Here is a 26,574-nt window from a genome sequence, read left to right on the forward strand (position 1 = left end):
CGCGCCTTTTCAGGCGACGTTAATGACAAACTCTTCAATCGCTTGCCGGTTACTCCAGGACTTGGTAAGCGCCGCCGCGTCAGGCGCATCAAGCCACTGGTACGTCAGATGTTCAGTGAATATCACCTGCCGCTCATGCGGTAACGCAAGGCAGAACCAGAATTCTGTATTGTGCATGACGCCCGGCGCATAGCGATGACGTAAATGTGAAAAAATTTCAAACTCCACCGTACGTTGGCAGTCGATTAAGGTCAGTTGCTCTGCCGCAACATCAATCGTGACCTCCTCTTTGACTTCACGTACAGCGGCCTGCAACGCGGTCTCCCCTTCTTCTATGCTGCCAGTCACTGACTGCCAAAAATCCGGGTCGTCGCGTCGCTGCAACATTAGCACCCGTTTCGTATCCTGCGCGAAAATAACCACCAGGACCGAAACGGGGCGCTTGTACACTTTATCCTTCACGCGACCTCGTTGTTGGCTGTTGAGTGACGCCGCGCATTGATGAGACTCGCCCTTGCGGGCCGCCGCGATATCACGCGAATGATGTCGTGTACATTGTTCATATCAGTTATTCTCGGCTTTCTTCACAACCTGAATCCCCAACTCCGTCAACGCTGCCTGGTTGGCGAAACTCGGCGCTTCGGTCATCAGACACGCGGCGGCGGTCGTTTTCGGGAAGGCGATAACATCACGAATATTGTCGGTGCCGGTCAACAGCATGGTCAGACGGTCCAGACCAAACGCCAGGCCCGCATGCGGCGGCGTACCGTATTTCAACGCATCCAACAGGAAGCCGAACTTCTCGCGCTGCTCCTGCTCATTGATACCGAGAATACCAAATACGGTTTGCTGCATTTCACCGTTGTGAATACGCACCGAACCGCCGCCCACTTCATAGCCGTTAATCACCATATCGTAAGCGTTAGCGACGGCTTCTTCCGGCGCAGTTTTCAGTTCAGACGCCGTCATGTCACGCGGGGCGGTGAACGGATGGTGCATCGCGGTCAGACCGCCTTCGCCGTCGTCTTCGAACATCGGGAAGTCAATCACCCACAGCGGCGCCCATTTGTCTTCGTCGGTCAGGCTCAGGTCTTTGCCCAGTTTCAGACGCAGCGCGCCCAGCGCATCGGCAACCACTTTTTTGTTATCTGCACCGAAGAAAATCATATCGCCGTCCTGGGCGCCGGTACGTTCAAGGATAGCCTCGACAATGTCGGCGGTCAGGAACTTGGCCACCGGACTGTTAATCCCGTCCAGACCTTTCGCGCGCTCGTTAACTTTGATATATGCCAGGCCTTTCGCGCCGTAGATCTTAACAAAGTTACCGTAATCGTCGATCTGCTTACGGCTAAGCTGTGCGCCGCCAGGCACACGCAGCGCTGCCACGCGGCCTTTCGGATCGTTAGCCGGGCCCGCGAAGACCGCGAACTCTACCGATTTCAGCAGGTCAGCGACATCTACCAGTTCCATCGGGTTACGCAGGTCTGGTTTGTCGGAACCGTAACGACGTTCCGCTTCGGCAAACGTCATGACCGGGAAATCCCCCAGATCCACGCCTTTCACTTCCAGCCACAAATGGCGCACCAGCGCTTCCATCACTTCGCGCACCTGTGGCGCAGTCATGAAGGAGGTCTCGACGTCGATCTGAGTAAACTCCGGCTGACGGTCAGCACGTAAGTCTTCATCACGGAAGCATTTGACTATCTGATAGTAACGATCGAAACCGGACATCATCAGGAGCTGTTTGAACAGCTGCGGCGACTGCGGCAACGCGTAGAATTTACCTTTGTGCACGCGCGAAGGCACCAGATAGTCGCGCGCGCCTTCCGGCGTGGCTTTGGTCAGCATCGGCGTTTCAATATCAAGGAAACCGTGATCGTCCATAAAACGACGCACCAGGCTGGTAATTTTGGCGCGAGTTTTCAGGCGCTGCGCCATTTCTGGACGACGCAAATCCAGATAGCGGTACTTGAGACGCGCCTCTTCGGTATTAACGTGGTTAGCGTCAAGCGGCAGTGAGTCTGCGCGGTTGATGATAGTGAGAGAGGACGCCAGCACTTCAATTTCGCCGGTCGCCATATCCGCATTGACGTTTTTCGCGTCACGCGCACGCACGGTGCCCGTAACCTGAATGCAGAACTCATTACGCAGTTCAGAGGCCAGCTTTAACGCGTCCGCACGATCCGGATCGAAGAACACCTGCACAATACCTTCGCGGTCGCGCATATCGATAAAGATCAGGCTGCCAAGATCACGACGACGGTTGACCCAACCACACAGAGTCACCTGCTGCCCCACGTGGGACAGACGTAGCTGTCCGCAATATTCTGTACGCATGAGATATCCCTTAACTTAGCCGCAGGCGGATTGTTGCCTGCCATGCAGGCGACGAAGTCGCAGCTTTAGCTGTATGTCACAACTGGATGAAAAAAGGCGGCTATTATACTGGAAATTCTGCCGCACGATAAGAGTCAATCCAGCATGGGAGCGATAACTTGCCCGTTTCATGCGGTATCGACGCCTGGTTCATACTGACTGTACCCGGCTTTTTCACGCGGGTATTGCGTATGCTCACAAAAATTAACAATATTTGTCGCCGCTTTCCCCTTTAATCGCGCTTAAGGTGTAGTGAAATCCGCTATTTTTAGGAGAGTGATTATCATGCTGAAACTCAACGCGACCACAACCGCCCTGGTGGTTATTGATTTACAGGAAGGAATTCTTCCGTTTGCCGGCGGCCCGTATACGGCAAATGAGGTGGTCGCCCGCGCCGCGCGGCTGGCGGAAAAGTGTCGCGCCAACGGCTCGCCCGTGGTTATGGTACGCGTCGGATGGTCTGATGATTATGCCGAAGCGTTAAAACAGCCGGTGGATGCCGCAACGCCTGCGCACGCGTTGCCGGAAAACTGGTGGACCTGGCCTACGGCATTGGGTAAAAAGGACAGCGATCTGGAAGTGACTAAACGCCAGTGGGGCGCGTTTTACGGCACCGACCTGGAATTACAGCTTCGCCGCCGGGGTATCGACACCATCATATTGTGCGGGATCTCAACCAATATCGGCGTCGAATCCACAGCGCGTAACGCCTGGGAGTTGGGATTTAACCTTATTATTGCCGAAGATGCCTGTAGCGCCGCCAGCAGTGAGCAGCATCAGAGCAGTATGACGCATATTTTCCCGCGCATTGGCCGGGTACGCAGCGTAGAGGATATTTTAAACGCCTTATGATCTACATTGGCTTGCCGCAATGGTCGCACCCGAAATGGGCGCGGCTCGGCATCACCAGTCTGGAAGAGTATGCCCGCCACTTTAACTGCGTGGAGGGCAACACCACGCTTTACGCGCTGCCGAAAGCGGAAATTGTCGATCGCTGGTATGCGCAAACTACGGACGATTTCCGTTTTTGCTTTAAATTTCCCGCCACCATTTCTCACCAGGCCGCGCTGCGCCATTGCGACGATCTGGTACAGGCGTTTTTTACCCGCCTGGCGCCGCTGGAAACGCGTATTGGCCAATACTGGCTGCAGCTGCCCGCCACCTTTGGACCGCGCGATCTCCCCGCCTTATGGCAGTTTCTTGATGCGCTCCCCGCCACGTTTACCTATGGCGTAGAAGTTCGTCATCCGTGTTTTTTTGACAAAGGTGAGGATGAACAGCGGCTCAATCGCGGGTTACACGCGCGCGGCGTAAACCGCGTGATCCTGGATAGTCGTCCGGTACATGCCGCCCATCCCCACAGCGAAGCCGTCCGCGACGCGCAGCGAAAAAAACCCAAAGTCCCGGTACATGCGGTCGTGACGGCCAGCCATCCGATGGTGCGTTTTATCGGTAGCGATAATATGGCGCAAAACCGTGAGTTTTTCGCCGCCTGGTTGCAGAAACTCCCGCAGTGGCGGCAGACCACCACGCCTTTTCTGTTTTTACATACTCCGGATATCGCGCAGGCGCCGGAACTGGTGAATACGCTTTGGCATGATTTACGCAGCGTCTTACCGGAAATCGGCACTGCTCCGTCCATTCCACAGCAATCTTCTCTTTTCTGAAAATGCCCCCTATCATAGACAGTGCCATCAGCCATTTTAAAAGGGAGTTTGTATGGTAAGCGCGCTGTATGCCGTTTTGGGTGCGTTATTATTAATGAAGTTCTCTTTTAATGTCGTTCGCTTGCGAATGCAGTACCGTGTCGCCTATGGCGACGGCGGTTTTAGCGAATTGCAAAGCGCCATCCGTATTCATGGCAACGCGGTGGAATATATTCCTGTCGCGCTGGTGCTGCTGCTGTTTATGGAAATGAACGGCGCCGAAACGTGGATGGTGCATATCTGCGGCATCATTTTAATCGCCGGTCGGCTGATGCATTATTACGGTTTTCACCACCGCCTGTTCCGCTGGCGGCGGGCGGGGATGAGCGCGACCTGGTGCGCATTGTTGCTGATGGTGCTGGCAAACCTGTGGTATATGCCCTGGGAGTTGGTTTTCTCCCTGTATTAGCGCACAATATGCGCCTTTATTTTTCCCGGATGTATACGTTATGTCTCACCGCGACACGCTTTTTTCTGCGCCTATCGCCCGTCTCGGCGACTGGACTTTTGATGAACGAGTAGCCGAAGTTTTCCCCGACATGATTCAGCGTTCGGTACCAGGCTACTCCAACATCATCTCCATGATCGGCATGTTAGCTGAACGCTTTGTGCAGCCGAACACGCAGGTCTACGATCTGGGCTGCTCGCTGGGCGCCGCGACGCTGTCTGTTCGGCGTAATATCCGCCATGAGCATTGTCGCATTATCGCCGTCGATAACTCCCCGGCCATGATTGAACGCTGCCGCCGTCATATTGATGCGTATAAAGCGCCTACGCCGGTTGAAGTCGTTGAAGGCGATATCCGCGATATCACTATTGAAAACGCCTCGATGGTGGTGCTGAATTTTACCCTGCAATTCCTTGAACCTGCCGAACGCCAGGCATTGCTGGATAAGATTTACCTGGGGTTGAATCCCGGCGGCGCGCTGGTACTGTCGGAAAAATTTAGCTTTGAAGACGCGAAAGTGGGCGAGCTGTTATTCAACATGCACCACGATTTTAAACGCGCTAATGGGTACAGCGAACTGGAGATCAGCCAGAAGCGCAGTATGCTGGAAAACGTGATGCTCACCGACTCGGTGGAAACACATAAAGCGCGCCTGCGTCAGGCGGGTTTCGAACACAGTGAACTGTGGTTCCAGTGCTTTAATTTCGGGTCGCTTGTCGCGTTAAAAGCCGGAGTTGCCGCATGATCGAGTTTGGTAACTTTTATCAGCTCATTGCTAAAAATCATCTCTCCCACTGGCTGGAAACATTGCCCGCGCAGATTGCCGCCTGGCAACGCGAGCAGCAGCATGGCTTGTTTAAACAGTGGTCGAACGCGGTAGAATTTTTACCGGAAATTACGCCCTGGCGGCTGGATTTACTGCACAGCGTCACGGCGGAAAGCGAAACGCCGCTCAGCGAAGGTCAGCTAAAGCGTATTGATACATTGCTGCGTAATCTGATGCCGTGGCGTAAAGGCCCGTTCTCGCTTTATGGCGTAGATATTGATACCGAATGGCGCTCAGACTGGAAGTGGGATCGCGTACTGCCGCATCTGTCAGATTTAACCGGCCGGACGATCCTTGATGTCGGCTGCGGCAGCGGCTATCACCTGTGGCGGATGATTGGCGCAGGCGCACATCTGGCGGTCGGCATCGATCCTACGCAGCTTTTCCTCTGCCAGTTTGAGGCGGTGCGTAAACTGTTGGGTAACGATCAGCGCGCGCATCTGCTGCCGTTGGGCATTGAACAACTCCCGGCGCTGAAAGCATTTGATACCGTCTTCTCGATGGGGGTGCTTTATCACCGTCGCTCGCCGCTGGAACATCTGTGGCAGTTAAAAGATCAGTTGGTCAACGAGGGTGAGCTGGTACTGGAAACGCTGGTCGTCGACGGCGACGAAAATACCGTTTTGGTGCCGGGTGACCGCTACGCGCAGATGCGTAACGTCTATTTTATTCCTTCCGCGCCGGCATTAAAAAAATGGCTGGAAAAATGCGGCTTTATTGACGTGCGTATCGCCGATGTCTGCGTCACTACCACCGAAGAGCAGCGCCGTACCGAATGGATGGTTACCGAGTCGCTAGCCGATTTTCTTGACCCGAACGATCGCAGCAAGACGGTGGAAGGCTATCCCGCCCCGCAGCGCGCGGTGCTGATTGCGCGTAAACCGTGATGGATTGTCGAATGATCGTTACGTATAGCACCGTTTCTCCAAAATAGTTCAAGTTGCAGCAAGGCGGCAACGCAGCAAATCCCCGGGAACGTAGGTACCTACGTGACCGGGGTGCGCGAGGCGGCCAACGCTGCTGCGGCTTGAAATATGAAGGAGAAAAAAAGGCCCCTGTTGAATTGGCAGGGGCCTGGTACGAGCAAGCATCATATTGGGCGACATGATGCAACGGTAAAAATCATTTGGCCTGATGGCGAACAATGATTCCTTTCATTTCAGCGACCGCCGCACCCTCTACTCTATAGCGAGAATACTCGTCCGCCTGAATATCGGCAGACATCGATAACCCCTGATTGCGATAGCGCATCGGCGAAGGCAGTAAGACTCCGGCGGAACTGTGTACTTCCCGTACTCCGGCATCGAGGAAATTCTGCAGGTTATTTGCACGAACCCCCGCACCAGCCATAATGATTGGAGCATCCCCCTGGGCAATAAGTTCCATAATTATTGATAAACCTTGCGCCGCATCGGCTTTTTGTCCGGAAGTCAGTACTCTTGCTACGCCTGCGTCAGCCAGATTCTTTAGCGCATTGAAGGGATTAGCGCACATATCGAAGGCGCGGTGGAATGTCACCGCCAGCGGCCCGGCCGCCGCCATTATTTTTTCCATTCGCGACATATCGACATCCCCATCAACGGTCAACACGCCAGTAACCAGCCCGGGAAACCCCAACTCTCTGACGAGGCGGATATCTTCCAGCATGGCGGCAAATTCGCCGTCAGTGTAGTAAAAATCCCCGCCGCGAGGACGAATAATCGGATGTACGGGAATCGTAATATGCTCGCGTACGCTGCGTAAGACGCCGAAAGAAGTCGTAAGCCCCCCTTCTTTCGGCGCGGCGCACAGTTCGATACGATCCGCGCCGTTTCGCTGCGCGGTGAGCGCGCATTCCATGCTGTAACAACAGATCTCAAGTAACGCCATATTCACTCCGCTCGGCAGGTTAATGGGCCGCCTGTTCGCTGGCGACAATCGCTTCAATCGACCATGGATGAAATTTTACCGTGACGCGGCCATCGGTCACAGCCAGCGTAGGGTTTGGCAAACGTTCATGCTCGCCCTGTGGCGAACTGGTTTTAACCACGATCCCCGGCTGACTAAGCCCCTCATCCGACAACAACGCCAGCGCCCTCGCGTTCAAGGTCTCCGGCTCGCCGGGCAGCACGATTTCAATATGCTCCCACCCTTCGTGTGGATAGCGTTTTTCTCCCGGCCACGGTAATTCAATAACAGAAAACCGCCAGTGTTCCACACATACCGGTTCATGCAGTTTAAACAGACAAATCGGCCTGCCGTTGATGATATTTTCCGACAGTAGCTCGCCGCATTGTTCAAAACCGCGACGCCAACGCTCCGCCGTCGTATTCTGGTGACAGCGCAATGAAATGTGATCGGCCTCAAGGGCGCTAATCTGCAAACCAAGGCGAGTGGAAAGTTCTCTGAACGCCAGAGTGAATCGCGGTAAATCTGCGGAAATATCATGCAGTTCATCAATGTGTTGCCAGTTCGCCATATCAGGACGCTCTTCTTGCTGTGAAAACCGCTAATTTACGCTGTTGCGCCCCGGTAACCAACCTTTGATTTGGTTGGGCGTTTATTGAATGCTTATGCAGATTATTGTTGCGTATATTTCAGGCGACGCGCCGCGCGCGCAATGCTGACGCCAACGGGCATTTGCAGTATACTCCCGCCCTAATTCTTAAACTGGCGCGGGCAATACAGTCCGCTTCATAAACGTAAGGTATTCCGGTGAATATTCAGGCTCTTCTCTCAGAAAAAGTTAGTCAGGCCATGATTGCTGCAGGCGCGCCTGCAGATTGCGAGCCCCAGGTTCGTCAGTCAGCCAAAGTTCAGTTCGGCGACTATCAGGCCAACGGCATGATGGCAGTTGCGAAAAAACTGGGTATGGCCCCCCGACAACTTGCAGAGCAGGTGCTGACTCATCTGGATCTCAGCGGCATCGCCAGCAAGGTTGAAATCGCCGGCCCTGGCTTTATCAATATTTTCCTCGAACCGGCTTTTCTCGCTGAACAGGTGCAGCAGGCGCTGGCCTCCGAACGTCTGGGCGTTTCTCAGCCGACTCGCCAGACGATTGTCGTCGACTACTCCGCGCCCAACGTCGCGAAAGAGATGCACGTTGGTCATCTACGCTCCACGATCATTGGCGATGCGGCAGTGCGCACGCTGGAGTTTCTGGGCCATCATGTTATTCGCGCTAACCACGTCGGCGACTGGGGCACCCAGTTCGGTATGCTTATCGCCTGGCTGGAAAAACAGCAGCAGGAAAACGCGGGCGACATGGCGCTGGCGGATCTCGAAGGATTCTACCGCGATGCGAAAAAGCATTATGACGAAGATGAAGCGTTTGCCGAGCGCGCGCGTAACTACGTCGTCAAATTGCAGAGCGGTGATACCTATTTCCGTGAGATGTGGCGTAAGCTGGTTGATATCACGATGACGCAAAACCAGATCACCTATGATCGTCTGAACGTCACTCTGACGCGTGACGATGTGATGGGCGAAAGTCTGTATAATCCGATGCTGCCGGGCATCGTCGCCGATCTGAAAGCCAAAGGCCTGGCGGTTGAAAGCGAAGGCGCAACGGTGGTTTTCCTTGATGAGTTTAAAAACAAGGAAGGCGACCCGATGGGCGTCATTATTCAGAAGAAAGATGGCGGTTATCTGTATACCACTACCGATATCGCCTGCGCCAAATACCGTTACGAAACGCTGCACGCCGACCGCGTGCTCTACTACATTGACTCCCGTCAGCACCAGCACCTGATGCAGGCCTGGACCATTGTGCGTAAAGCCGGTTATGTGCCGGATTCCGTTCCGCTGGAACACCACATGTTCGGCATGATGTTGGGTAAAGACGGTAAACCGTTTAAAACTCGCGCGGGCGGTACGGTGAAACTGGCGGACCTGCTGGATGAGGCGCTGGAGCGCGCGCGTCGTCTGGTGGCGGAGAAGAACCCGGATATGCCGGCTGACGAGCTGGAAAAACTGGCTAACGCCGTCGGTATTGGCGCGGTGAAATACGCCGATTTGTCAAAAAACCGCACCACTGACTATATCTTCGACTGGGATAATATGTTGGCTTTCGAAGGCAATACCGCACCTTATATGCAGTATGCCTATACGCGTGTGCTGTCTGTTTTCCGTAAAGCGGACATCGACGAGCAGGCGCTGGCGAGCGCGCCGGTTATCATTAGCGAAGATCGCGAAGCGCAGCTCGCTGCCCGTTTGCTGCAGTTTGAAGAAACCCTGACGGTGGTCGCGCGTGAAGGTACGCCGCACGTCATGTGCGCGTATCTGTATGACGTCGCCGGGCTGTTCTCCGGCTTCTACGAGCACTGCCCTATTCTCAGCGCCGAGAATGACGCGGTTCGCAATAGCCGCCTAAAACTGGCGCAACTGACGGCGAAGACGCTGAAACTGGGTCTGGATACGTTGGGTATCGAAACCGTAGAACGCATGTAAACGCGCCGTCGTTAACATCATCAGGCCTGACTCCGGGTAACGGACTCAGGCCTTTTTATTGCCACAGCGGTATATCTGTAACAAATCACAAGGAATGACACATTTCTATAGAGAGATGGAACATCTTTTACCTGTGCTGGCGCTGACCGCCCCGTATCATTAGGCGGCGGATTGTTCAGGTACAGGTAATGACTTTTAAAGACTTTGATGCGGAAGAGAAACTCTTCCTGAGACGTGTGATTGTGGCGTTTGGTGTAGTGGTTGTCTGCTTTGGTATCCTGATCTTCAACCTCTATAACTTGCAAATCCGTCAGCACCACTACTACACCACCCGTTCGAATGAGAACGATATCAAGATGCTACCCGTCGCGCCCACGCGCGGCATCATTTACGATCGCAACGGCATTCCGCTGGTGCGTAACGTAACCTGGTATGATATCGCGGTTACGCCCTATAAAATTGCCGATATGGATGCGCTGCTAAAACAGCTCACCCCTATTGTTGATCTCTCCCCCGACGATATCGCCGACTTTCGCCGCGCGCTAAAATCCAGTAGCCGCTATCGTCCGGTAGTGCTCAAAAACGCGCTAACGGATGTTGAAATCGCACGCTTTGCGGTCAATCAGTTTCATTTCAACGGCGTCACGATCAATAGCTATCAGGATCGGCAGTATCCTTACGGCGCGGAGCTGGCGCATGTTCTCGGTTACGTATCAAAGATAAACGATAACGATCTTAAAGCGCTGGATAAAAAAGGGCTGGCAGAGAATTACGCGGCGGACCATAACATCGGTAAACAGGGGATTGAGCGTTACTACGAAAACGATCTTCATGGCAAAACCGGTTATCAGGAGGTCGAGGTGGATAATCACGGGCGTATTGTCCGCCTGCTGAAAGACGTTCCTCCCATCGCGGGTAAGAACATTCACCTGACGCTGGATCTCCATTTACAAGAGTACATTGAAAGTTTGCTGGCCGGGCAGCGTGCTGCCGTACTGGTTGAAGATCCGCACGATGGTTCAGTGCTGGCGATGGTATCTATGCCCAGCTACGACCCGAATCCCTTTGTAAAAGGCATTAGCTATCAGGATTACGGCAAACTGCTGCACGATAAAAATCTGCCGCTGATCAACCGCGTGACGCAAGGGCTTTATCCCCCGGCGTCAACGGTTAAACCCTATATGGCGATGTCCGCGCTGTTATGCGGGATTATTACGCCGCAAACCACCTTCTTTGGCGCGCCAACCTGGACGCTTCCCGGCACGCAGCGTCATTACCGGGACTGGAAAAAAACCGGACACGGTATGCTGGATGTCACTAAAGCGATTGAGGAATCTGCGGATACCTTTTTCTATCAGGTCGCTTATATGATGGGTATTGACCGTATCGACACGATGTTGTCTCAGTTCGGCTATGGCAAACCGACGGGCATCGACCTTAATGAAGAGTATGACGGGCTGCTTCCCAGCCGCGCATGGAAACAGCGGGTCCATAAAAAAGCCTGGTATCAGGGCGATACCATCTCTGTCGGCATCGGCCAGGGTTACTGGATTGCCACCCCCATCCAGATGGTAAAAGCGATGGTGGCGCTCATCAACAACGGTAAGGTGATTGCCCCTCACCTGTTACTCAATGAAGAGAGCGGCAAAACGGTGGTTCCGTATCGTCCTTCAGGAACACCGGCACAGATAGCCGATCCGGCGTCGCCATACTGGGGACTGGTGCGTCAGGCGATGTACGGCATGGCGAATGCACCCAACGGAACGGGCTATAAGTTCTTTCACACCGCGCCCTACGGCATTGCGGCCAAAAGCGGCACGTCGCAGGTGTTTAGCCTGAAAGAAAATCAGACCTACAATGCGAAAATGATCCCCATTCGCCTGCGCGATCATGTGTTTTATACCGCTTTTGCACCGTATAAAAACCCTAAGGTCGCTATTGCCTTGATTCTGGAAAACGGCGGAAGCGACGGCGTTACCGCCGCGCCCATCATGCGAAAAATCCTTGACCACCTGTTTGATCCACAGGCTGATACCACACAGTCGGGTCAGGCGCCATAGTCAAATAAGCAAAGCGCCATCAGACAAGGATACGACCGGAATATCCGCATACATCAGAAATAGTTACGCAGATATTCCGTCAAACACAGCATAGCCATCGCCTGCCCGTAAGGCATAGAGGTCAACGGAATATGACGGTAAAAATCGAGATCGTGGCCCATGCCAGTGCCAAATGACGTTTGCAGCAGTTCACCTTCCGGCGAGATATGTTTCACTATCCCCCGAATAGCTTTTTCCGCCACCTGCGCATAGTGCCGTTCGACATAACGTTTGCGCACCGCTTTAAGAATACCGTAGGCAAAACCCGCCGTCGCCGACGCCTCAAGATAAGAGTGCGGATCGTCAAGCAGCGTATGCCACAAACCGCTTTCATCCTGACATTTCGCCAGCGCGGCGATCTGCGCATTCAGTACCTGGACCAGATAACGGCGCACGGCATTATTTTCCGGCAAGTCCAGCAGTTCAAGAAAATCCGGGATCACAATGGTCAGCCAGCTGTTGCCGCGCGCCCAGCGAGCGTTAGCGAAGTTATGATGACCGTCATAGCTCCAGCCGTGGAACCACAGCCCCGTCTCTTTATCCATCAAATTCTGCACGTGCAGCAGGAACTGATAGGTTGCCTCTTCCACATATTCCGGCCGGTTCAGCAGCTTACCGATTTTCGCCAGCGGCAGCACCGTCATCATTAGCGTGTCGTCCCACATCTGCTGATGATTTTCCTCCGCCAGCGTGATGTGCTGCATTCCGCCGTGATCGGTACGGGGCATTTCATTCATCGCCCATTCGGCCCACGTTTCCAGCCACGGTAAATACGCTGGATTACGCGTCTCTTCATAGCGATACGCCAGCGTTAAAAACGGCGCCATCGTATTAACGTTTTTCGTCGTCGCGCCTTCCGCAAAACGATCGGCAAACCAGTCATCAATGATCTTACGCATCGTCTGGTCGCCGGTCTGTTGGTAATAGTGATACATTCCGTACAGGCCCACGCCGTGCGTCCACTCCCATCCGGCCCAGCCTTTAGTATCGATCACGCGTCCGTCGTCCAGTCGCAATAAAAATTCGCCTGTCTCATCTTTAATATTGACCAGGTTATGCGTCACCTTTTGCACCAGGGCTTTTAGTTCATCTCTGGCGATAAAATGCTCAGGCTGACGCAATAGCGGACTGTGTTTGACTGGATAAACCATCATTTGCTTAACCTCTGTGTAATGTCGAATTCAGTGCTGCGTGCAGTTTTACCGCCGACGCAGTCGATTCGCTACAGTAAAAGCTAAGCTGGGCGGAAACCTTTTTGTTTCTGCCATTGCCAGAGCGTAAATGGCAAAAACGCAAAGAGTCCGGCAACCTACCTCACCATTTTATAAAACGGCGTTTCTATTTATTCAAAAAGAGAGTCAGGTCTGCTACCTGGCAAAGAAAGGGGCGGTTAGCGGTAGTTCACAATCACCTGATTGCTCCGCACTTTTAACGCCGGGATAAGTCGGCCGCCGCCGGGGACTTCCCAGACAAAGCGGAGCGGCTCGACTGCGGGAACATGAGCAAAACCGTGGGTCGTGCCACTCTGACCATCAAGTTCTACGCAACGGGACTGGGAACATAAACGTACCCGTAATCCCGCGGGAGTCGGGCCATTCAGTTCATAACGCCAGGCGACCAGCGTCATCACACCGGAAACCGGCTGACGCGCCGACAATGGCGAAGACGATGCGGAAACACCCCGGTAATTTAAGGTTACACCCATACCGCTATCCTGCCACGCGCCTTCGCCTGCGGCCTGAACCGTCAGGGGAAAGAGCAACAACGCCAGCCATTTACGCATTATTTTCCTCCAATGGTCGCCGTCATGCGGATATGACGGTTATCGGAAAGCTCAAGGTTCGACAACACCACCAGCTGCGGTAAACTGCGCCGCAAAAAGCGGGACAATAATGGACGTAGCGCATGGTTAACCAGTAATACCGGCGGCGCGCCAAGCATCTCCTGGCGAGAAAGCGCCTCTTGGGTCTGCGCCAGCAGGCGATCCGCCAACCCCGGCTCAAGTCCACCGCCGCCCTGCAATGCCTGAAGCAGCAAACGCTCCAGCGCAGTATCCAGGCCAATCACCTGCACTTCTTCATTACCGGGGAACCACTGTTGCGTAATCGCTCGTCCTAATGCCACGCGTACCACGGCGGTTAATTCATGCGGATCGCTTTGTAACGGCGCATGTTCCGCCAGCGTTTCCAGAATGGTGCGCATATCGCGAATCGGGACTTTTTCCGCCAGTAAGTTCTGCAGGACTTTGTGTAAGGTCGTGAGGGTCACGACGCCGGGGACCAGATCTTCCGTGAGTTTAGGCATCTCCTGAGAGACACGATCCAACAGTTGCTGCGCTTCCTGGCGGCCAAACAGTTCAGCGGAGAATTGGCCAATCAAGTGGTTAAGGTGCGTCGCCACAACGGTACTGGCTTCAACGACGGTAAAGCCCTGAATTTGCGCCTGCTCTTTCAGGGCGCTTTCAATCCAGATGGCATCAAGGCCAAAAGCTGGATCGACGGTTTTCTCGCCCGGTAGCGTTCCCGCCGCCGTGCCGGGGTTAATAGCCAGCCAACGTCCCGGATAGGCGTCCCCGCTGCCAATCTCTACCCCTTTCATCAAAATACGGTAGCGCGCAGGCTGTAAATCCATATTGTCGCGAATGTGGACCACCGGCGGCAGGAACCCCATATCCTGCGCGAATTTTTTACGAATACTGCGAATACGTCCGAGCAATTCGCCATCCTGTTGAAAATCCACCATCGGGATCAGGCGGTAGCCCACTTCCATTCCCAGTGAATCCTCAAGCTGTACGTCATTCCAGGTGGCTTCGACCACCGAGTTATTTTCCGGCATTTTTACCGGCTGCGGCTCCTCTGGCGCTTTTTCTTCGCGCCCGCGCAGCCACCATGCCAGGCCGAGCAAAGCGGCGGTAAAGAGTAAAAATACCAGGTTAGGCATTCCTGGCACCATGCCAAGCAGCCCCAGCACCGCCGCCGCCAGCAGCATCACCCTTGGATTACTGAACAGTTGGCCAACCATCTGCTCGCCTACATCCTGATCGGTACTGACGCGGGTCACAATGACGCCCGCCGCCGTGGAGATAACCAGCGCCGGGATCTGGGCGACCAGGCCGTCGCCAATGGTCAGCAGGGTGTAGCTTTCCGCCGCGCTGCCCATGCTCATTCCGTGCTGCAATACGCCGACCAGCAGCCCGCCGACCACGTTAATGACCATGATGAGAATACCGGCGATGGCGTCGCCGCGTACAAATTTACTTGCCCCGTCCATCGAGCCGTAGAAGTCGGCTTCCTGAGTGACTTCCGAACGCCGTTTTTTGGCCTCGTCTTCACCAATCAGACCGGCATTAAGATCGGCGTCAATCGCCATTTGCTTACCGGGCATACCATCCAGCACAAAGCGCGCGCCGACTTCGGCAATACGTCCGGCGCCTTTGGTGATGACCATGAAGTTGATAATGACGAGGATGATAAAAACCACAATCCCGATCGCGAAGTTACCGCCGACCAGGAAATGACCGAACGCCTCCACTACCTTTCCCGCCGCCGCCGCGCCGGTATGCCCTTCCATCAAAATAATGCGCGTTGAGGCTACGTTAAGCGCCAGACGCAGTAGCGTGGTAAACAGCAGGATGGTCGGAAACGCGGCAAAATCCAGAGTGCGCTGGGTAAACATTGCCACCAGCAGCACCATGATTGATAGCGCAATATTAAAGGTAAATAATAAGTCGAGGATAAAAGCAGGCAGCGGCAGCACCATCATCGACAAAATCAGCAGAATGAGGATCGGCCCGGCAAGAATTTGCCATTGCGTCGATTTCAGGTTGCTGGGCAGGCGCAGCATCGCGACCAGATTAGCCATCAGTATTCTTCTCGTTCATAAAATCCAGCGCTTCTGGCACCGGAAGGTTCTCAGGTTGTGGAGGACGTTGCCCGCCCGCAAGCCGCCAGCGTTTAAGCTGCCAGACCCAGGCCAACACTTCCGCAACGGCAGCATATAACTGTCCGGGAATTTGCTGACCGATTTCGGCGTGGCGATATAATGCCCGCGCCAGCGGCGGCGCTTCTAAAGTGGGAACCCGATGTTCAGCGCCGATCTCGCGAATGCGCAGCGCTATTAATCCAGCCCCCTTCGCGACCACTTTCGGCGCGCTCATTTTGTTTTCGTCATACTGCAGCGCCACGGAATAGTGTGTCGGGTTAGTGACGATGACGTCCGCTTTCGGCACATCTTCCATCATGCGGCGCTGCGCGGCGGCGCGTTGCATCTGGCGAATTTTGCCCTTAACATGCGGATCGCCTTCGCTCTCTTTAAATTCGTCGCGAATGTCCTGCCGCGACATGCGTAATTTTTTCAGGTGGCTAAAGATCTGGAAAAACACGTCAAATCCCACCATCGGAATCACGCCCAGTACCACCAGTAACGCGCAGAGTCCAACCAGATCCAGCGCATTCCCCATTGCGACGATCGGCGACTCCGCCATCAGGCGCATCATTTGCGGCCAGTGATGCCAGAGATAAAAGCCGGTAACGCAGCCGACCAGCGTGGATTTCAACACCGCTTTTAGCAGTTCCGCGCCGGTCTGCGCCGAAAACATGCGCTTAATTCCCGGCAGCGGGTTTAATTTAGAAAATTTTGGCTGTAGCGACTTACCGCTAAAAATCAGGCCGCCAAGCATAACCGGCGAGATAAGCGCCACCAGCACCACGCCCGCGATGAGCGGTAGCAACGCCATCATCGCCGCTTTAATCAGCAAAATTATCTGCCCCAGGATCAGGTTAGGATCGTTCACCATACGGTGATCGAAGTGCAGGCCTGCTGAGAGCATTCCCGCCAACTGCCGCGCTAACGACTCGCCGCCGAACCAAATAATACAAACGCCCACCAGCAATATCAGCAGTGAGGTCAGTTCTCTGGAACGGGGGATCTGCCCTTCTTCCCGCGCTTTTTCAAGTCGGTGGGGTGTGGGGGCTTCTGTTTTGTCGTCGTCGCTCTCTTCTGCCACGCAGCAAACCCTGGATAGATTGATAAGCGAGAATGATGCCAGAACCGCTTTACGCCAATGGGCAGAGTAAGCGGTAAAAAAGGCGGGGTTTATGGCGTTAATAGAGATAGCCGGATACGATAAGAAAGTCTCGTATCCGGCCGGGTTGACGGATTCGGACCCGATAAGCGCCGCGCCATCAGGTCAAAAAAGCTTAAAAGCCAAGACTGTCCAGCAGGTCGTCCACCTGATCCTGACTGGCGACGACGCCAGCTTTCGAAGTATCCACCTGCGGGCCGTTGAGTAAGCTTTCGTTCTCGCGTTTTGGTCGCGCGCTCTGTTCCGGGATGTTTTCCAGCAGCACCATTAACAACTGGCGCTCAATCTCCTGAATCACGTCCATCATGCGTTTGATCACCTGACCCGTCAGATCCTGGAAATCCTGCGCCATCATGATGTCCAGCAGTTGCGCGTTAGTAAAGCTGGTATGGCCCGGGACATCCCTGAGAAACTGGCGCGTATCCGTCACCAGTTCACGGGCGTCGGCAAGCTCGATCGGATTGTCAAACCACTCGTCCCAACGTTGGGTTAGCGCTTTCGCCTCTTTTTCCATCGCATCCTGATGCGGCTGCGAGGCTTCGACACTGTTTAGCGCGCGTTCCGCCGCCTGCGCCGTCATCTGGACGACGTAATCCAGACGGTCGCGCGCATCAGGGATCGCCTCCGCCGCTTCGGCAATCGCCTGGTCCAGCCCCAGTTCACGCAGGCTGTCGCGCAGCATTCGGGTCAGACTACCGATGCGCGCAATGATGTCTCCTGCTGAGCCTTCATCAGCAGGCTTGATAGATGGTTGCATCATCATCGCATCCTCACATGCCCAGTTTCTCAAAGATTTTGTTGAGCTTCTCTTCCAGAGTCGCTGCGGTGAACGGTTTTACGACATAACCGCTGGCGCCAGCCTGTGCGGCGGCGATAATATTCTCTTTTTTGGCTTCCGCCGTGACCATCAACACGGGTAACGCCGACATGGCGCTATCGGCGCGAATGGTTTTCAGCAGCTCCAGGCCATCCATGTTCGGCATGTTCCAGTCGGAGATAATAAAACCAAAGCCGCCCGCCTGGAGCTTGTTCAGTGCGTCGACGCCGTCTTCGGCCTCTTCCACATTGTTAAATCCAAGCTCTTTTAAGAGGTTGCGCACGATACGACGCATGGTCGAAAAGTCATCCACAACCAAAAATTTAAGCTCTTTATCCGCCATAAAATACTACTCCTGGTTCAAATACGTATCGCCTGTCCGGCACTGATTTTCGCCAGCATCTGCTGGCTTACCTGGCTAAGATCGACCACTTCGCTTACGCCACCCATATTGATGGCCTCGCGCGGCATGCCGAACACCACACAACTTGCTTCGTTTTGCGCAATGGTCCAGGCGCCAGCCTGGTACATCGCTAACATTCCAGCGGCGCCATCGTTGCCCATCCCCGTAAGAATGACGCCTACGGCGTTGCGCCCCGCGTGTTTCGCCACCGAATGAAACAGCACATCCACGGAAGGCCGATGCCGGTTTACCGGCGGGCCATCATGAATTTTGATTTGATAATTCGCCCCGCTACGCGCCAGCTCCATATGCTTGTCGCCGGGCGCAATGTAGGCATGACCTGGCAATACGCGTTCGCCGTCCTCGGCCTCCTTCACGCTGATTTGACAGAGTTTATTCAGACGCTCGGCAAACGAGCGGGTAAAGCCAGGCGGCATATGCTGCGTAATAATCACTGCCGGACTGGAAAGCGGCAGCGGTTGCAGCACATGTCGGATAGCTTCAGTACCGCCCGTTGAAGCGCCGATAGCAATCAGTTTTTCCGAACTGAGCAGCGGACCCGCTTTTAAGGTTGCCGGGGCCGCCATCGGTTTATGTGCGGCGATGCGGGCCCGCGCGGCGGTACGCACTTTTTCGGCGATCATCTCGCTATACGCCAGCATACCTTCACGAATGCCAAGCTGCGGTTTGGTGACAAAATCGATGGCCCCCAACTCCAGCGCCCGTAGCGTCACTTCAGAACCTTTCCCGGTCAGCGAAGAGACCATCACCACCGGCATCGGTCGCAGGCGCATCAGTTTTTCCAGAAAATCGAGGCCGTCCATACGCGGCATCTCAACGTCCAGGGTCAATACGTCCGGATTAAATTTTTTGATGAGATCCCTGGCGACCAACGGGTCCGGCGCAGTCGCCACCATCTCCATATCGCTATGGCTATTAATAATTTCAGTCATGATTTGGCGCATTAGCGCGGAATCATCAACTGACAATACCCTGATTTTACTCATGCTTTATCCTTACTTAGCGCATACACCGTCTGTCCGCGCAGGCTAAACTCGCGCACGAGGTTGCTAAAGTTTTCTGAGTGACCGGCAAACAACAGTCCGTCAGGTTTAAGGAGTGGAACAAAACGGCGCAGAATGTCCTCCTGAGTCGTTTTATCAAAATAGATCATGACGTTACGGCAAAAAATCGCGTCAAAGGGACCGGGTACGTTGTACTGCTTTTCCAACAAATTAACGGAGGAAAATTCAACATAACTGGCCAGTTCCTGACGCACGCGCACCAGTCCTTCATGCGGCCCCGTACCGCGCATGAAGTAACGTTGTAGCTGCTGCGGCGATAACGTTTTCAGTTCGCTGAGGCGATAAATACCGCTTCTCGCTTTTTCCAGCACTTCAGTATCAATATCGCTGGCGAATACTTTCCAGCGACCGGGGGCCATCCCCAACGCATCCGCCAGCGTAATGGCGATACTGTAAGGTTCTTCTCCTGTCGATGCCGCCGCACTCCAGACGCGGTACTCGCCGTGGCGGCGACGCGCATGTTCCGCAAGGATGGGAAAATGGTGCGCCTCGCGAAAAAAAGCGGTCAGGTTGGTAGTCAGAGCGTTGATAAAAGCCTGCCACTCAGCGCTGTTTTGATTAGCCTCCAGCATACTGAGATAACGGCCAAAATCATCCAGTCCCAGGGCACGCAGCCGACGGACCAGGCGGTTATAAACCATATCCCGCTTATGGTCGGCCAGCACGATCCCTGCACGCTGGTAGATTAATTGACATATCCGACGAAAATGCGCGTCGGACAGCGCGAGGCGCTGTGTCATCTGTAACAATACTGACGTTTGCCCGGAGGGCAGAGATGATGTCATAGCGCCTTCTTAATCACATTCAAAGTACAACGGGCGCGCCCTGCGGCAGCGCCATGCTTCCCGTATTACACATTTTTTGCTTTTATCTATGCGAACCAGACGAAAGGGATCGGCGGGTTCGCAAATTAATCGATAACCGACAGCACACAGCGCACATCGATCAGAAGGTTTCCCAGTTCGCATCATCCCCGGCGGCTAAGGGCCGCGGCGTATTGCCGGACTGAGCGTCCACTGATAAACGCATCTCAGGTTTATTTACCGCCAGCGGTCGCGATGCCAGGCGGAAAGCCGATACCGCCTGGGTCAGACGGCTGGCCTGCTCTTCCAGCGCGGCGGCGGCCGCTGCGGATTCCTGAACCAGCGAGGCGTTCTGTTGCGTTACGCGATCCATTTCGGAAACGGCCAAAGCGACCTGATCGATACCCCGGCTTTGCTCATCCGAGGCGGAGGCGATTTCGCCCATGATATCCGTGACGCGCGTAACGGCATTGACGATGTCAGTCATGGTTTCCCCGGCGCTTTCCACCAGCACTGAACCGGTATCGACACGCGAGACGGAATCTTCAATCAACGCTTTTATTTCTTTCGCCGCCTGGGCACTGCGGCTGGCCAGATTACGCACCTCGCCTGCCACGACCGCAAAACCGCGCCCCTGCTCTCCCGCGCGCGCCGCTTCTACCGCCGCGTTCAGCGCCAGAATGTTAGTCTGGAAGGCAATACCGTCGATAACGCTGATAATGTCAGCGATTTTTTTCGAACTGTCGGCAATTTCGTGCATGGTGTTTACCACGCCGTCGACCACTTTGCCGCCATGACGCGCGGTCTCGGAGGCGCTTTGCGCCAGTTGCGAAGCCTGACGGGCATTATCGGCGTTTTGCTTCACGGTGGCCGTCAGTTGTTCCATGCTGGCCGCCGTCTCCTCCAGAGCGGAGGCTTGTTGTTCGGTACGGGAAGAGAGGTCGGTATTACCGGCGGCAATTTCACTGGTGCCGGAATAAATCGCATCCGAACCTTCACGAACCTGCGTTACGGTGTCAATCAGCGAGCGTTGCATATGTTCAACCGTTCCCGCCAGTTCGCCAATTTCATTACATCCTGAGACGGTGAGCGTTTTCGTCAGGTCGCCGCTGGCAATTTCACGGATATGAGTAATCACTCGCGCTAATGGGTTAAGCAGGGCATGACGAATGCCGAACCAAACCACCATCAAAATCAGCACCAGCACGACCGCAAGCCCCCCCAGTTGCCATTGCGCAAAACGGTAGTCATGAGCGCTTTGATCAAATGTCTGGCGGTACAGGTTTTCGCTCACCCGGGCGTAATTGCCCAGCGCCTCGCCCAACGCGTTTTGCATTCCCTGGGTTGGCTGGGCGAAGTAGGCATCCATATTGCCATTGTCCAGAAACTGAATAAGTTCGGCTAATGCGGCCTGATAGCGCTGATATTTTTCATCGACGTTCGCGCTGGCCTCCGCCATCGCTGGCAATGGCGTCATATTTTTGAAATTGGCGTAGTGCGCCGCCGCCTGTGCGAGAGTCGTTTTTGCATTCTGGAGTAAATTCGTTTTGGCGCTGCTCTGCTGGTTAGAAGCGTCCATCATCATGCGTGCGGCGGAGCGGCTCAGGTTAATGCGCGTTTGCAGCATTAAGTCCCATGTCGACGTGAGTTCGCTTTGTTGCTGGCGTAATTCGTTAGAAATAACAAAACCTTGCTGGTTATGCTGTAATGAAGAAAACAGCAAACCACCGGAAACAAGCTGTAGCAGTGCGAAAACCCCCAGCACCATCATCAGCATTGTGACAACGCGGATACGGTTAAACATAAGGCACCTTCCTGATAACGAGTTATCAACGTTATCGGCACCTGCGGTGATAACTTTACTTTTGCAAAAAGGAAATACGCTGTTCCGGAAGACGATATTGACAATAACAGTGTCGCAGCGGCGATGTCGGCGCAAAATGCAGGTGCTGGGCGCGGGCGATGAAGAGGCACTCTCACCGCTGGCGGAAGCATAACGGTGAATATTGCCGAATGGCGCGACGCCATCCGGCAACGTTATTACGCGACGTGTGATGCTGCGATATCCAGCAGCGCCATCTCTTCGCTGTTAAGCAGTTTTTCGATATTCACCAGAATCAGCATACGCTCGCCGAGCGCGCCCAATCCCGTCAAATATTCTGTTGACAAGGTCACGGCAAATTCTGGCGCCGGACGGATCTGTTCCGCCGTTAACGACAGTACGTCAGACACGCCGTCTACCACTATCCCGACGACGCGTTGCCCCAGATTCAGTACGATCACTACCGTATTGTCATCGTACTCTACGTCGCCTTCGCAGAATTTCACGCGCAGATCGACAATGGGGACAATCACGCCGCGCAGGTTAGTCACCCCTTTTATAAAGGCCGGTGTATTGGCGATGCGCGTCACCTGGTCATAGCCACGGATCTCCTGCACTTTCAGGATATCGATGCCGTACTCTTCATTTCCCAGTGTAAACACCAGGAATTCCTGACCTGACGGCTCGCCGGCCAGTTTGCTTACATTACTCATACCGGTCATATTATTCCCTTCTCACTCAATCAGGCGGCTGTGATCGCCATACGTTGCTCGCGGTTTAAACCCTGCAATGCGGAAACATCAACAATCAGCGCGACGCTGCCGTCGCCCAGGATCGTCGCGGCGGAAATCCCCGGTACCTTGCGATAATTGCTTTCCAGATTTTTGACCACCACCTGGTGCTGACCGATGAGCTGATCGACCAGCAGCGCGTAACGGCGTCCCGCGCTTTGCAGGATCACAACAATGCCCTGCGTGGCTTCGGTTTTCGCCCCGTCCACGTCAAACACTTTCCACAATTCGACCAGCGGCAAATACTCGCCGCGAACTTCCAGAACCCGTTCGCCACCCGCCAGCGGATGAAGATCCTCTTCACGCGGTTGCAGCGACTCCATCACCGCATTTAACGGCAGGATAAAAACTTCCCCCGCCACGCGAACCGACATCCCATCGAGGATGGCCAGCGTCAGCGGCAGCAGAATACGAATCGTGGTGCCGGAGCCTTGTTTTGACTGGATCTCAACGTGACCGCCCATCTCCTGAATGTTACGTTTCACCACATCCATGCCAACGCCGCGACCGGAGACATCCGTGACCTGTTCCGCAGTTGAGAATCCCGGCGCGAAGATCAACATGCCTACTTCATCGTCGGTCATGTTTTCATTCACCGCCATCCCCTGCGACATGGCCTTCGCCAGGATACGCTCACGGTTAAGCCCCGCGCCGTCATCGGTCACTTCAATACAAATATTCCCGCCCTGATGTTCTGCGGAAAGAATCAGGTTGCCGACAACATTTTTCCCCGCCTCAAGGCGTTTTTCCGGCATTTCAATCCCGTGGTCGAGACTGTTGCGCACCAGGTGCGTCAGCGGGTCGATAATGCGTTCGATCAGGCTTTTATCAAGTTCAGTGGAGCTCCCCACCAGCGTCAGCTCTACCTGCTTGCCCAGTTTGCCCGCTAAATCGCGTACCAGACGCGGGAAACGGCTGAAGACGTACTCCATAGGCATCATACGAATCGACATCACCGACTCTTGTAAGTCGCGGGCGTTACGTTGTAACTGACCCATACTGGTAATGAGATCGCCGTGGTTTACCGGGTCCAGCTCGTTAGAACGCTGGGCCAACATTGACTGGGTAATCACTAACTCGCCGACCAGGTTTATGAGCTGATCCACTTTCTCTACCGCCACGCGAATGCTGGTGGACTCGCGTTCACGCGCAGGTTTTTCACGCCCCGCATGATGTTCATGGGCCGCGCTTTTGGCGGCTGGCGCAACGACTGCCGGAGACGCTACCGGTGCTACCTCGGTTTTCTCTTGCGCTTTTTCCACGGGCGCGGCGACCACTTTTTCAAAAGCGATCTGATCGGCCTCGATGACAAAACAGAGCACCGCGACAATGTCATCTTCCGCGACGCTGCCATCCAGAGTTGCCGACAGTGAATCCGCCCCCTTAACGACATCCGTCAGAGTAGCCAAATTGCCCAACTCTTCTTCAAGCAGATCGACCTCACTGGCTTTCAACCGTGAAAGTACAATGCGCAGTTTACTCTCGTCACGAGGCGATTCGGTTTCGGCTACGCTCTCTTCCTGGATCGCCGCGCTTAGTGCCGCGGTTTCTACGACCGCCGGCGTGGTTTCGCCTTTCGCCTCCAGCGCCAACTGGCGTAGCGCATTGCAGATATATTCGAAGCTTGCGGCATCCGGCTCTTCGGAGTTTTTATAGGCGTCGAGCTGTTCCTGCATAATATCTTTCGTTTCCAAAAACAGGTTGATAATGTCGGTATTGAGCTGCATTTCACCGCGTCGGGCTTCATCCAGCAGGTTTTCCATTAAATGTGTGGTTTCCTGCAGAATAGTGAAGCCGAATGTGCCCGCGCCGCCTTTAATGGAGTGCGCCGCGCGAAAAATGGCGTTCAGTTGTTCAGCGTCCGGGGATTCCGGCACCAAATCCAGCAGATGCTGCTCCATATCAGCCAACAGCTCGTCAGCTTCATCAAAAAATGTCTGATAAAAATCGCTAATATCCATGCTCACGCTATCACCTCGGTTCCGCTTTTGGCGATGTGGGTACGCTTGCCGGCGGGGCTGCCGCAGGCTGTTGTAATACACTTACCGGCTCATTCTGGCTTTCAGCGTTTTCATGCAAAATGGCCTGTTCCGCCTGTTTGTTTAACACCAGCAGGCTTATACGGCGGTTGATGGCGTCATCAGGACCGCGATCGCTCAGCCGCATCGTGGCGGCCATGCCAACCACCCGTAATACTTTTCCGTTATCCAGCCCGCCAGCGACCAGTTCGCGACGAGAGGCATTGGCGCGATCGGCGGATAACTCCCAGTTGCTATAGCCTTTTTCGCCGTTCGCGTAGGGAAAGTCATCGGTATGGCCGGCCAGGCTAATGCGATTAGGTATACCGTTTAACACTGGCGCAATCGCACGCAGGATATCGCGCATATACGGCTCAACTTCGGCGCTACCGGTTTTAAACATCGGGCGGTTCTGGCTGTCGATAATCTGGATGCGCAACCCCTCCTGAACTAAATCAATTTTCAGATGCGGACGTAACGCGCGCAGTTTGGGATCGGATTCGATCAGCTGATCCAGATCGCCACGCAGTTTGTTTAAGCGACTCTGCTCCATCCGTTTTTTCAGCTCGTCGATATTCGGCTGCTTTTCCACTTCACCCTGCTGTTGGGTGTAATCATCGCCGCCGCCTGGTATCGGGCTCTCGCTATTGGCAATCCGGTTCCCCCCCGTTACCGCGGTGGCCAACGGCGTACGAAAATATTCGGCAATCTGAATTAATTCTTTAGGGCTGGAGATGGAAATCAGCCACATCACCAGAAAAAAAGCCATCATCGCCGTCATAAAATCGGCGTAGGCAATTTTCCAGGAACCGTGCGCCCCGCCGCCGTGCGGTTTGTGCCTGCGGCGTTTTACGACGACAATGGGATGAGCCTGATTTTTCATGCTTCCTCAGTCGTCTGCTGCTGGTTTGGGTTTCTCACTGCGCGAACGTGTTCTTCCAACTCAATAAACGATGGACGCTCACTGGAATAAAGCGTTTTACGACCAAATTCCACGGCAATCGGCGGCGCATAGCCGTTCAGATTAGACAGCAGTGTGATTTTTACGCACTGCATCATCTTGGTGGTTTCGGCGCTCTTCTGGCGCAAAACGGTCGCTAACGGTGAAATGAATCCATAAGCCAGTAAAATACCGAGGAACGTACCTACCATGGCATGGGCAATCAGCGCCCCCAACTCCGCTGCCGGACGATCGGCTGAAGCCAGAGCGTGAACCACCCCCATTACCGCCGCGACGATACCAAAGGCAGGCAGCGAATCCCCCACCATCGCCAGACTGTTGGCCGGGACTTCCGCCTCGCTTTCATGGGTTTCAATCTCTTCATCCATCAACGCTTCAATTTCGAACGTATTCATGTTGCCGCTGATGATCAGGCGCAGATAATCGACAATAAAATCAAGCATTACCGCATCGGCCAGAATACGCGGATAACTGGCGAAGATTTCACTCTCTTTCGGATTTTCAATATCGCGTTCAAGGGAGAACATCCCCTGCTGGCGTGATTTGGCCATCAGGCGATAGAGCAACGCCAGCAAATCCATGTACATAGATTTTGTGTATTTCGAACGACGAAATAACAACGGGATCGCTTTCATCGTGCCTTTGATGGCCTTCCCGTTGTTGCCGACAATGAACGCCCCTATCCCCGCGCCGCCAATGATGACCAGTTCAGCAGGTTGATAGAGTGCCCCAAGGTGTCCGCCGGTCATGACATAACCGCCGAAAACTGTACCGATAACCACCAGGTAACCTAATAAGATAAGCACGACATCATCCTTCCGCTGTTGACTATGACAGGATGCGCAGTCGGGCGATTAACGCGAAGGCAAGGCAAAAAAAAGCAGCGGTAATGACTTACCGCTGCTGGA

Annotated in this window: 24 protein-coding genes; 7 read left to right on the plus strand and 17 right to left on the minus strand. The window is 54.4% G+C overall.

Annotated elements, in window-relative coordinates:
- Window positions 1-9: 9 nt before the first annotated feature.
- Window positions 10-462, minus strand: coding sequence for a dihydroneopterin triphosphate diphosphatase (nudB, locus tag NA330_RS13680; protein ID WP_000653693.1), 453 nt, complete (start codon window positions 460-462; stop codon window positions 10-12).
- 102 nt (window positions 463-564) lie between these two features.
- A complete protein-coding gene (gene aspS / locus NA330_RS13685; protein ID WP_001258633.1) occupies window positions 565-2,337 on the minus strand; it encodes an aspartate--tRNA ligase in 1,773 nt (590 codons plus the stop codon).
- Window positions 2,338-2,661: 324 nt separating this feature from the next.
- On the opposite strand from aspS, the gene NA330_RS13690 reads away from it, so the two are divergent.
- Genes NA330_RS13690 through cmoB form a run of 5 tightly spaced genes read left to right on the plus strand, consistent with a single transcriptional unit; the run spans window position 2,662 to window position 6,243 of the window.
- On the plus strand, window positions 2,662-3,228 hold the full coding sequence (locus NA330_RS13690) for a hydrolase (protein ID WP_000916144.1): 567 nt from the start codon (window positions 2,662-2,664) through the stop codon (window positions 3,226-3,228).
- Window positions 3,225-4,043, plus strand: coding sequence for a DUF72 domain-containing protein (locus NA330_RS13695; RefSeq protein WP_000639234.1), 819 nt, complete (start codon window positions 3,225-3,227; stop codon window positions 4,041-4,043). The genes NA330_RS13690 and NA330_RS13695 overlap by 4 nt, the downstream gene beginning before the upstream one ends.
- Before the next feature lie 52 nt (window positions 4,044-4,095).
- The gene (locus NA330_RS13700; protein ID WP_000252975.1) at window positions 4,096-4,491 is read left to right on the plus strand and encodes an MAPEG family protein; all 396 of its coding nucleotides are present in this window, start codon (window positions 4,096-4,098) and stop codon (window positions 4,489-4,491) included.
- 40 nt (window positions 4,492-4,531) lie between these two features.
- On the plus strand, window positions 4,532-5,275 hold the full coding sequence (gene cmoA, locus NA330_RS13705) for a carboxy-S-adenosyl-L-methionine synthase CmoA (protein ID WP_000019609.1): 744 nt from the start codon (window positions 4,532-4,534) through the stop codon (window positions 5,273-5,275).
- Window positions 5,272-6,243 (plus strand): tRNA 5-methoxyuridine(34)/uridine 5-oxyacetic acid(34) synthase CmoB, encoded by a 972-nt coding sequence (gene cmoB, locus NA330_RS13710; RefSeq protein WP_000569026.1) that lies wholly within the window; start codon window positions 5,272-5,274, stop codon window positions 6,241-6,243. Before cmoA ends, cmoB begins: the two co-directional genes overlap by 4 nt.
- A 235-nt stretch (window positions 6,244-6,478) precedes the next feature.
- On the opposite strand, the gene cutC is transcribed toward cmoB, so the two are convergent.
- Window positions 6,479-7,225, minus strand: a complete 747-nt coding sequence (gene cutC / locus NA330_RS13715) for a copper homeostasis protein CutC (RefSeq protein ID WP_023241934.1) — start codon at window positions 7,223-7,225, stop codon at window positions 6,479-6,481.
- A 19-nt stretch (window positions 7,226-7,244) separates the two neighbouring features.
- Window positions 7,245-7,814 carry a VOC family protein gene (locus tag NA330_RS13720; RefSeq protein WP_000024796.1) on the minus strand — a complete coding sequence of 190 codons (570 nt, stop codon included), beginning with the start codon at window positions 7,812-7,814 and terminating at the stop codon, window positions 7,245-7,247.
- A gap of 236 nt (window positions 7,815-8,050) precedes the next feature.
- Between NA330_RS13720 and argS the strand changes: the two genes are divergently transcribed.
- Window positions 8,051-9,784 carry an arginine--tRNA ligase gene (argS, locus tag NA330_RS13725; protein ID WP_001025365.1) on the plus strand — a complete coding sequence of 578 codons (1,734 nt, stop codon included), beginning with the start codon at window positions 8,051-8,053 and terminating at the stop codon, window positions 9,782-9,784.
- A 188-nt stretch (window positions 9,785-9,972) separates the two neighbouring features.
- Window positions 9,973-11,844, plus strand: a complete 1,872-nt coding sequence (gene mrdA / locus NA330_RS13730) for a penicillin-binding protein 2 (protein ID WP_000142868.1) — start codon at window positions 9,973-9,975, stop codon at window positions 11,842-11,844.
- Between the two features lie 53 nt (window positions 11,845-11,897).
- Here the strand turns inward: mrdA and bglB are convergent, their stop codons facing one another.
- From bglB to motA, 13 genes are all read right to left on the minus strand, one after another.
- Complete coding sequence (gene bglB, locus NA330_RS13735; RefSeq protein WP_000989908.1) at window positions 11,898-13,037, minus strand: beta-galactosidase BglB; 1,140 nt, start codon at window positions 13,035-13,037, stop codon at window positions 11,898-11,900.
- Between the two features lie 236 nt (window positions 13,038-13,273).
- Window positions 13,274-13,666: a flagellar protein FlhE gene (flhE, locus tag NA330_RS13740; RefSeq protein WP_001233619.1), complete on the minus strand. Its 393-nt coding sequence runs from the start codon at window positions 13,664-13,666 to the stop codon at window positions 13,274-13,276.
- Window positions 13,666-15,744 (minus strand): flagellar biosynthesis protein FlhA, encoded by a 2,079-nt coding sequence (gene flhA / locus NA330_RS13745; protein WP_000002392.1) that lies wholly within the window; start codon window positions 15,742-15,744, stop codon window positions 13,666-13,668. Before flhA ends, flhE begins: the two co-directional genes overlap by 1 nt.
- On the minus strand, window positions 15,737-16,888 hold the full coding sequence (flhB, locus tag NA330_RS13750; RefSeq protein ID WP_000797081.1) for a flagellar biosynthesis protein FlhB: 1,152 nt from the start codon (window positions 16,886-16,888) through the stop codon (window positions 15,737-15,739). Before flhB ends, flhA begins: the two co-directional genes overlap by 8 nt.
- Window positions 16,889-17,081: 193 nt before the next feature.
- Window positions 17,082-17,726 carry a protein phosphatase CheZ gene (gene cheZ, locus NA330_RS13755; RefSeq protein WP_000983585.1) on the minus strand — a complete coding sequence of 215 codons (645 nt, stop codon included), beginning with the start codon at window positions 17,724-17,726 and terminating at the stop codon, window positions 17,082-17,084.
- A gap of 10 nt (window positions 17,727-17,736) precedes the next feature.
- Window positions 17,737-18,126 carry a chemotaxis response regulator CheY gene (gene cheY, locus NA330_RS13760; protein ID WP_000763861.1) on the minus strand — a complete coding sequence of 130 codons (390 nt, stop codon included), beginning with the start codon at window positions 18,124-18,126 and terminating at the stop codon, window positions 17,737-17,739.
- 17 nt (window positions 18,127-18,143) lie between these two features.
- Window positions 18,144-19,193 carry a protein-glutamate methylesterase/protein glutamine deamidase gene (gene cheB / locus NA330_RS13765; protein WP_000036389.1) on the minus strand — a complete coding sequence of 350 codons (1,050 nt, stop codon included), beginning with the start codon at window positions 19,191-19,193 and terminating at the stop codon, window positions 18,144-18,146.
- Entirely contained in the window at window positions 19,190-20,056 is an 867-nt protein-coding gene (gene cheR / locus NA330_RS13770; protein WP_000204363.1) for a protein-glutamate O-methyltransferase CheR, read from the minus strand. The genes cheB and cheR overlap by 4 nt, the downstream gene beginning before the upstream one ends.
- Window positions 20,057-20,216: 160 nt before the next feature.
- Window positions 20,217-21,878, minus strand: a complete 1,662-nt coding sequence (gene tar / locus NA330_RS13775; protein ID WP_023241932.1) for a methyl-accepting chemotaxis protein II — start codon at window positions 21,876-21,878, stop codon at window positions 20,217-20,219.
- 236 nt (window positions 21,879-22,114) lie between these two features.
- The gene (gene cheW, locus NA330_RS13780; RefSeq protein ID WP_000147295.1) at window positions 22,115-22,618 is read right to left on the minus strand and encodes a chemotaxis protein CheW; all 504 of its coding nucleotides are present in this window, start codon (window positions 22,616-22,618) and stop codon (window positions 22,115-22,117) included.
- Between the two features lie 20 nt (window positions 22,619-22,638).
- A complete protein-coding gene (gene cheA, locus NA330_RS13785; RefSeq protein WP_072103228.1) occupies window positions 22,639-24,654 on the minus strand; it encodes a chemotaxis protein CheA in 2,016 nt (671 codons plus the stop codon).
- Between the two features lie 4 nt (window positions 24,655-24,658).
- Window positions 24,659-25,588 (minus strand): flagellar motor protein MotB, encoded by a 930-nt coding sequence (gene motB / locus NA330_RS13790; protein ID WP_000795653.1) that lies wholly within the window; start codon window positions 25,586-25,588, stop codon window positions 24,659-24,661.
- Window positions 25,585-26,472 carry a flagellar motor stator protein MotA gene (gene motA / locus NA330_RS13795; RefSeq protein WP_000906312.1) on the minus strand — a complete coding sequence of 296 codons (888 nt, stop codon included), beginning with the start codon at window positions 26,470-26,472 and terminating at the stop codon, window positions 25,585-25,587. The genes motB and motA overlap by 4 nt, the downstream gene beginning before the upstream one ends.
- Window positions 26,473-26,574: the final 102 nt, after the last annotated feature.

The organism is Salmonella sp. NW722 (assembly GCF_051702785.1).
In the GTDB taxonomy this organism is placed as follows: domain Bacteria; phylum Pseudomonadota; class Gammaproteobacteria; order Enterobacterales; family Enterobacteriaceae; genus Salmonella; species Salmonella enterica.